At 68.8% G+C, this 7,192-nt stretch carries 10 protein-coding genes and 2 pseudogenes; all 12 read right to left on the bottom strand.

The features are described 5' to 3' along the window. The coding region (locus IBX53_RS13445; protein WP_290910066.1) for a TIGR03749 family integrating conjugative element protein at positions 1-587 on the bottom strand (587 nt) is incomplete at its 3' end. Next, positions 584-1,231: a PFL_4703 family integrating conjugative element protein gene (locus IBX53_RS13440; protein ID WP_290910064.1), complete on the bottom strand. Its 648-nt coding sequence runs from the start codon at positions 1,229-1,231 to the stop codon at positions 584-586. The genes IBX53_RS13445 and IBX53_RS13440, both read right to left, overlap by 4 nt. Continuing rightward, positions 1,228-1,611 (bottom strand): TIGR03750 family conjugal transfer protein, encoded by a 384-nt coding sequence (locus IBX53_RS13435; protein ID WP_290910061.1) that lies wholly within the window; start codon positions 1,609-1,611, stop codon positions 1,228-1,230. The genes IBX53_RS13440 and IBX53_RS13435 overlap by 4 nt, the downstream gene beginning before the upstream one ends. After that, entirely contained in the window at positions 1,611-1,973 is a 363-nt protein-coding gene (locus IBX53_RS13430) for a TIGR03745 family integrating conjugative element membrane protein (RefSeq protein WP_290910058.1), read from the bottom strand. Before IBX53_RS13430 ends, IBX53_RS13435 begins: the two co-directional genes overlap by 1 nt. A 58-nt stretch (positions 1,974-2,031) precedes the next feature. Then, on the bottom strand, positions 2,032-2,247 hold the full coding sequence (locus tag IBX53_RS13425) for a TIGR03758 family integrating conjugative element protein (RefSeq protein WP_023005028.1): 216 nt from the start codon (positions 2,245-2,247) through the stop codon (positions 2,032-2,034). Continuing rightward, positions 2,247-2,600, bottom strand: coding sequence for an RAQPRD family integrative conjugative element protein (locus IBX53_RS13420; RefSeq protein ID WP_290910055.1), 354 nt, complete (start codon positions 2,598-2,600; stop codon positions 2,247-2,249). The genes IBX53_RS13425 and IBX53_RS13420 overlap by 1 nt, the downstream gene beginning before the upstream one ends. A 194-nt stretch (positions 2,601-2,794) precedes the next feature. Continuing rightward, positions 2,795-3,487, bottom strand: a complete 693-nt coding sequence (locus IBX53_RS13415) for a TIGR03747 family integrating conjugative element membrane protein (RefSeq protein WP_290910054.1) — start codon at positions 3,485-3,487, stop codon at positions 2,795-2,797. 1 nt (position 3,488) lies between these two features. Then, complete coding sequence (locus tag IBX53_RS13410) at positions 3,489-3,779, bottom strand: hypothetical protein (RefSeq protein ID WP_290910052.1); 291 nt, start codon at positions 3,777-3,779, stop codon at positions 3,489-3,491. Between the two features lie 217 nt (positions 3,780-3,996). Further along, positions 3,997-6,042 (bottom strand): annotated as a pseudogene (gene traD / locus IBX53_RS13405) (type IV conjugative transfer system coupling protein TraD); the annotation flags it as partial. 9 nt (positions 6,043-6,051) lie between these two features. Continuing rightward, positions 6,052-6,537, bottom strand: a complete 486-nt coding sequence (locus IBX53_RS13400; protein ID WP_290910048.1) for an integrating conjugative element protein — start codon at positions 6,535-6,537, stop codon at positions 6,052-6,054. Positions 6,538-6,613: 76 nt separating this feature from the next. Beyond that, the gene (locus IBX53_RS13395) at positions 6,614-6,796 is read right to left on the bottom strand and encodes a hypothetical protein (RefSeq protein ID WP_290910046.1); all 183 of its coding nucleotides are present in this window, start codon (positions 6,794-6,796) and stop codon (positions 6,614-6,616) included. 14 nt (positions 6,797-6,810) lie between these two features. Further along, positions 6,811-7,192, bottom strand: a pseudogene (locus IBX53_RS13390) (lytic transglycosylase domain-containing protein); the annotation flags it as partial.

Below are 7,192 nucleotides of genomic sequence, written 5' to 3'. Positions count from 1 at the left end.
GTGCCAAGCGACTCGGGCAGCCGCATGGGCACGCGAAAGACGCCGCGCAGGGGCTCGATGGTCCGCTGCGGCGCATAGAGGGACTGGGCGGCATGCCGGGTCAGCAGCACGGGCACCGGCGTGGCGGTGGCTTGCTGAGCCTCACCGCCTGATGCCTGAGTCGCCGGCCGGGACGCCTCTGACGCCTGCCCTCCGTTGTTACCCGAGGATGCACTTGCCCTGGCCGGCGACGCCTCGCGGCTGTCCACCACCAGGATCTCCTCACCGCTGGCTCCCTCCCGGGCCGAGAGGTCCAGCAGCAGCACATCCCCGCTCTCCACGTCCTGCACCCGCACGCGCTGGGTCTCGAAGGCCTCGAAGGCCTTCAGGTAGAGCACGCCCCCGGCGCTCTGGACGCGCAGCACCTCGGGGTTGGCCAGGGCCGGCGGCAGCCCCACCCGCACGTTGCGGTCCAGGGTGACGATGCGCTCCTCATCCACCGGCAGCGGTATCTCCAGGGGGCGGCGCTCCCAGTGCATGATCTCCACCGCCAGGGCGTCGCCGGCCAGCACCGCGCTCGCCAGGCAGGCCAGTATCACGCGCTTCATAGCAGGTCTCCTTCCTCCTCACGGCCGGGCACCGCCAGGCGCTGCGGGGTGCCCTCGAAGCAGTCCACCTGCAGGCCCCAGGGGTTGCGCTGGGGGTCCACGTCGGCGCGCACGATGCGCAGCGGATAGCGAATGAACAGGTCGCGCACCGGCGTGCCGGCATACTGCTCGTCGATGGCCATATCCAGGGTCACGATCCAGGCATCGCGGCTCAGCACCTCGACGGCACTGGCGCGATACCCGCGCCCGGGGATCTCGTAGATGCCTCGCACGCGCCCGGAAAGCTCCTGTCGGCGATTGCGGGTCTCGTAGTCGTTGTCCAGGTAGCGCTGACAAGAAGGGGTGAGAAAGGGCGAGTAGGCCTGCAGGTTGCGTTGATAGTCGCTCTGGCCGTCTGAAGGCCAGCGGTTGATCTGCTGCCAGACGTAGAACCCGAAGGCATAGACGCTCGACGGGTCGACCTCCCACCAGGCGCGGGTGCTGCCGGAGCGCAGGTCGGGCGGATTGTGGATGGTCAGGTTCTCCGGGGCCGACTTCCAGCCCCACCACAGGCCGGCGCTCAGCAGGGCCAGCACCGCGATCACCAGGCGCAGGGTGGTGATATGGGCGTCCCGGGCGCTCAGGGCGTGACGAAAGCGACTCATGGCCGTCCTCCCGGCTGGTAGCGCATCCGCCGCCGCGAGTAGGGGCCGGAGCGGGTGATCAGAGTCTCGCCGCCCCACAGGAGGATGCCCTGCCGGGCCAGGCGGAACTGCAGGCTGCGATAGAGCCAGGCGGCGGGACGACCGCGCCGCAGCCGCCGCATGCCGGCCCCACCGAAGTAGAGCGCCATGCCGGCACAGGCGAAGGCCACGGTGGGCACCATGGCGATGGCCCCCAGCAGCCAGGCACCGATCGCGCCCGGCAGCAGGCCCGCGGCCAGGCCGCCCAGGGCCATCATCCCAACCTCATGCCCGGTCATCCCCCGAAACACCACCGGCGCGGCGTTGAGGCGGGTCGGCAGAAAGTCGAGACGGTTGGCCATCAGAGGATCTCCGACGCCTTGGTGGCCAGCCAGATGATGGCGATGATCAGTACCACCCCGACCACGACCACCACGCCGAACTTCGACCACTCGCCGCGCACCCGGGCCTCGTTGAAGGTCGCTATGGCTGCGATGGCGACAATCAGGAAGGCCACCGTAGCCAGGATCAGGCCGCCCAGGGCGCCGAAGTCGAACAGGTAGTTCTGCAGCGTGGTCAGCAGGCCCTCCCCCTCCCCTCGCGACGGCGCCTCCATGGTGGGCAGCCCCTGCGCCATGGCCTGAGCCGGCACGAGCCCCATCGCGGTCAGGGCGGCGAGCCCTCGGGTACGGGCACAAGAGAAGAGAGAACGCACGGCAGTCATATCGAGCTCCTTGTTGAATCGTGAATAGCTGAGTGACGAAAGTGCGAGGCCTGCAGCCTCAGAGGAAAATCCAGAACATCACCACGACCAGGAAGACGGCGCGCAGGGCGGCGAAGCCGAAGTCGTCGCCGCTGACGCGCCCCTTGGCGTAGCCTCGGTAGGAGGAGATGGCGCTCCAGCACGCCCAGAGCAGCACCACGGTGCAGCCCACCCCGGCAATCAGGACACCCAGGGGTGGCGCCTCGAAGCCGGCACCGGCGGCGAAGGCCTCCATCAGTACCGCTCCCGCAGGTAGTCGCCGGCGAGCGGTGCCGGCTGGCGGGGCGGCAAGCGTGGGGGCTCGAGCACGTCGTCGATGCCCTCGGCCACCGCTTCGATGTCACGACGCAGGCGCGGCACGTCCAGAAAGACGCGGGTGGTGTGGGGGTCGAACTCTCCGACGCGGCTCTCGAGCCGATCCACGATGCGCTGGATCTGGGCCAGCTGGTCCTGAATCAGGGCCAGATCCTGGCGGGCGATCTCATCGCGCACGCCGTCGCGCTCGGCGGCATACGCGGTACCGAATTGAGCAGTCAGCAGCGTCAGAAGCAGGGGCGACAGGGCCCGTCGCAAGCGGCGAAGCGTCATGGCAAGACAGTCCATCCGTTGGCTGTGTTTGCCGTCATCCTGTCGCCCACCGGGGTGCAGCGCAGCAGGAAACCATAAGCGCCGCACACGACGTTTATCTGTGCTCGCTCAATACCCTAGGCACGCAAGCGCCGGAGCCCGCGCAGGCTCTGGACGATAGCGGCGAGGCCACGGAAGGCCCTCGACGTGAGGCCTCAGAGGTACTTCTTGAAACTGCCTGTGGCGATGCTGACCAGCAGGCCGAAGAGCGCCGCGCAGGGCAGCAGGAAGGCGTTGGGGTGAATGGCGAAGGGCACGCTCAGGTAGAGCAGCCAGCCCACCACGAAGACCGGCGTGATGGCCCGCTTGGCATGGTGGTAGATGAAGGCGGACTCGCGCCCCGCACCGAAGCGGCGCAGGTCACGGCGCACCAGGCCGTCGACGAAGCCGACCAGGGCCGCCAGGGCGAAGAGCGGCGAGGTCAGCAGCAGGATGACCACCCGGGTCAGGGTCATCAGCGTGACGTAGAGCGCACCCTGCACGTAGATGTGCAGGGTGCCGAGCCAGCCGCCTTGATGGGCGCTGGTTTCGAGCCAGGCCGAGATCCCGCTTTTCACGAACAGCCAGTCGTAGGCGCGACTGACCGCCCCCGTCGCCAGGGCGACCGGGTCCGAGACCAGCAGCGAGCGGGTGAAGGTGGTATCCAGCCGGGCCACCTCCGCTTCCAGGGTCTCCAGGGCGTGCTGGGCCCCGGGCTGGCTCCACCACTGCCAGTAGATCCCCGCCCACTCGATCAGCACCGACATCAGCAGCGAGACCACCAGCACCGCCATGATCTGAAACGGCAGGCCGAACAGCGTGGAGAGCCAGCCGCGTCGGGTTTCCTGGGCGCGCTCTGCCGTGGCCATCTCAGTGCACCCTCACCGGCGTCAGCGAGCAGAGCAGCGACCAGCGGCGGTCGTGGTAGTGCAGGATCAGCCGCCCCTCATGGGGGTGCTCGCCCTGCTCCCACACCGGCGAGAGCCCCTTGCGGTAGGCGCGCTGGGTCAGCTCGACGCGGTCGATGCCGATGACCACGTAGTCGAGCAGCCCGAACAGGGCCGGCGGCAGCTCACTCAGGGAGCCGCTCTCCAGGGCGACGCTGGAGACGATGGCGGTTGCCGCGGCATCAGGCGTCATGGGCGTTGTCTCGATGTTCATCACGGTTCTCCCTCTCTTGAGCCAGCGGCCACTCGTCGAGCAGCTGATCCTCGGCCTCCTCCCCCTGCCGGCGCGTTCTGGACTCGTCCTTGTCATGCTCCTCCCTTCGGGCTTCTGCCTGCGCAGGCGGCGGCTCCTGGACATCGCTGGTCCGCATCGGGAGTTCAGCCCCGAGCTCGCCCAGCTCCAGGTTCACCGGCGGCGGCATCACCGCGGTCCACCACTGCTCGCCGGTGGTGTAGTCGCGCTTCATGCGCTCGGCGAGCTCGGCGATGCTGCCGGGAATGTCCTCGTGCCTGTCGGGCAGCGGCAGCGGCATACGCACCTTCCAGAGCTGACCACCCTCGAGCAGGGCGAAGGCCTGCCCCTTGGGCAGCGAGACCACATCCGCCGGCTCTATCATCGGCACCTGCACGGTGCTGATGCGGTCGCCGCCGGAGGAGGTGAAGTCGATATCGTTGGCGATGTCGCTGGAATCTGAGGCCATGCTGACCAGCATGCGGGTGGCCACGTTGACCTGGCGCAGCTGCCGGGTCAGCAGCTCGGCGGTCTTCTCCTCGCGCACCCGCAGCATCACCAGGTTGTTGAAGTTGCCGACCACCTGGCCGGCCTTGGCGGCGTTGCCGATGCGCGCCTCGATGTCGGAGAGGGTCTGGGTGTAGGCGGTGACCTGGATGCCGGCACCGCCCCCCTTGTTGATGAGCGGGATGAACTCGTCGCCCATCAGCTCGTTGAACTCGTCGCAGTGAAGGTTGATCGGCACCTTGCCCATGCGCTTGCCGTTCACCGCCGGCAGGCCGTCATCAATGCCGTGCTTGTAGATATGGCCGGCCACCGAGACCAGGTCGGCGAACATGGAGTTGCCCACTGCCTGGGCCACCTCGAAGTCGCTCATGGCATCCAAGCCCACGTAGACGATGCCGCGTTTGCGGATGATCTGCTGCCAGTCGATGATCGGCCGAGGGTCTTCGATGTCGTCATAGTCCGGCGAAAGCAGCTCGGCGATGCGCCCGGTGGTCAGCTTCTCCAGCAGCGGCAGCAGGCTCGCCACGATCTTGTCGAAGTAGGTCTTGTCGTAGCGCACGGCGCTGCGCAGCCCCTCGAGCACGGCGTCCACCACCTTGACCTGCTGCAGGTACTGCTCGATGGCCACCACCCGCTTGTCGCGGCCCTGAAACTGGCGGGGGATGTTCTTGTCGTTGAGCTTGCCCTCGATGGTGGTGATGCGCTCCCAGGCGTGCTGGTCGTGGCGGGTCAGGGTCTGCTGGGCGTACTCGATCATCAGGCCATCGATGTTCACCACGTCCGAGAGGATCTGCTCGTAGGTCGGGCGCTGCCCCAGGGCATGACGGGCCCGGGCCACGATGTTGACGAAGCGCCAGGCGAACTCGCGGAAGGCGGCGCTGTTGCCCTCCCCGGAGAGCTGGCCGGCGAGCCGGGTGGCCACCTCGGAGATGCGCCCGAAGCGGCCCACGGCGTTGTAGCGTGCCGAGATATCCGGCCAGCCCAGGTGGAAGACGTAGAACGCATCCCCGCGGCCCGCCCGCTGCGCCTCGGCATACATGCGGATCATCAGGTCGGCGTCGCCCTTGGGGTCGAAGGCGATCACCACGTCGCCGCGATGGATGTCCTGTGTGATCAGGATCTCGGCGAGCCGGGTCTTGCCGACCCGGGTGGTGCCCTCCACCAGGGTGTGACCCACCCGCTCCCCCAGGGGCAGGTAGACGTCGCGCTCCCTCCACTCCACGGCGTGCAGTGCCGCCATACCGCCCACCGGTGGCAGCGGGCGCACCGGATTCCAGGGCACATCCGCGGCGAGCATCTTCACCAGCGGCCGACCGGCGCCATAGCGCTCCAGCCGGTTCTCCAGCTCACGGGCCAGGCGGTAGGCCGGCCCCGGGCGCAGATAGCGCTGCACGTGGGGCTGTTGGCTCTCATGCAGCCGCTGGGTGTGGCGCGCCTCCCACTTGAAGCCCTTGCCCATCCACAGCAGCCGCTGGCTGACCGGAATCTGCCGGCTGCGCAGCGCGAAGCGCGGCAGGCGCTTCATGTTGCGACGGTAGCGCAGCACCACCCAGGCCTGCCGAGCACGCCACAGCCCGAAGGCGGCAAAGCCTGCCGCCATGCCGAAGCCCACGCTGGGCGACAGGGCCAGCGACCAGGGCGCCATGATGCAGAGCACCGCACAGGCCAGGCAGACCAGGGCGGTGTTGAGCTCTACCGCCGGGCGCAGCAGCGCCTCCAGGGGGTGTGTCTGGTTCATTGCGTGCTCCTACTGCTCCAGCCCCTGAGCCGTCACCAGCACCGGGTAGTGGGCCAGGCCCAGCCGCTGGGCCAGGTCGTCCCCCGGGGTGGGGCGAAGCTCGAGTCCTGGCGCCGCCTCGCGCAGGCGCTCAAGCCCCTCGGGTGTGGCCACCTCGACGATCAGCCCCACCGCGTTGAGCTCGCGCAGGGTCTCCCCTCGGGCCTCCAGCCAGCGCAGCGACAGCGCATCGTCACCGACCAGGAAGAAGGGCGTCATGCGGCTCGGCAGCTCCAGCGGGCGAAAGCGTACCTCGCCGGGCGATAGCCGCTCGCTGGTCACCGGCAGCATATCCGCCTCGCTGAACGGCACCGGCGCACGCGGATCCGGGGCATAGCCCTCCTCCTCGGGCACGTCGGCCATGCCGATGGCGACGAAGTAAGGACGGGCCGGCTCCCCGCCATGATCGGCCAGCACTTCCAGGGCAGGCCGCTCGGCCAGGGACATTTCAGGCATGGTCTCCGCCTGAGCACCCCCGGCAAGCAGCCCAAGGAGCCCACCCATCAGAGCGGGTAACGTCCGGCAGCGACGGTCACGCATCAGGCACCTCCCCCGACGCATCCTCACCGCACTCCTCCATGCACTCCTCCATGTACTCCTCCCGGGAGCCATGGGCCTCTTCGTGGCAGTAATCGATAGGCGGCTCGATCTCGCGAGGCTCGCGCCAGGCCGGTGCCCCGCAGTAGGGGCAGCGATAGGGGGCAGAGCAGGTCATCGATGGCATCTCCCTCAGTTGGCTGCCAGCTGCCGCTGGCGGGATGTTTTCAGCCGCTCGAGTTCGGCGGCGACGAGGCGGCGGTAGCGGGCCGCTGGCTCCCCGCCGGCGGGACGGTGGTAGCGACCGGCCGCCTGCACCCAGTCGCCGGTGGCCTCGAAGTGGCCGCGCAGCAGGCGCGCCGCCTCCTCCAGGTTGGCGTAGGGGTCCAGGGCATCGCAGGGGTGGGGAAAGCGCTTGCCGGCGCCAAACAGCTGCGGCTGCCAGCGCACGTTGAGCTGAGCGATGCCCACGTCCACGACGCGGGTCTCCTCGAGGGCCAGCATCAGGGCGTCGCAGGCAGCCTGGCGAGTCGCGAAGTGAAAGCCCTCCCCCGCCACGTTCAGTGTCCAGGGC

Source organism: Halomonas sp. (genome assembly GCF_014859505.1).
GTDB lineage: Bacteria > Pseudomonadota > Gammaproteobacteria > Pseudomonadales > Halomonadaceae > Halomonas.
This window is presented reverse-complemented; position numbering and strand designations above follow the sequence as displayed.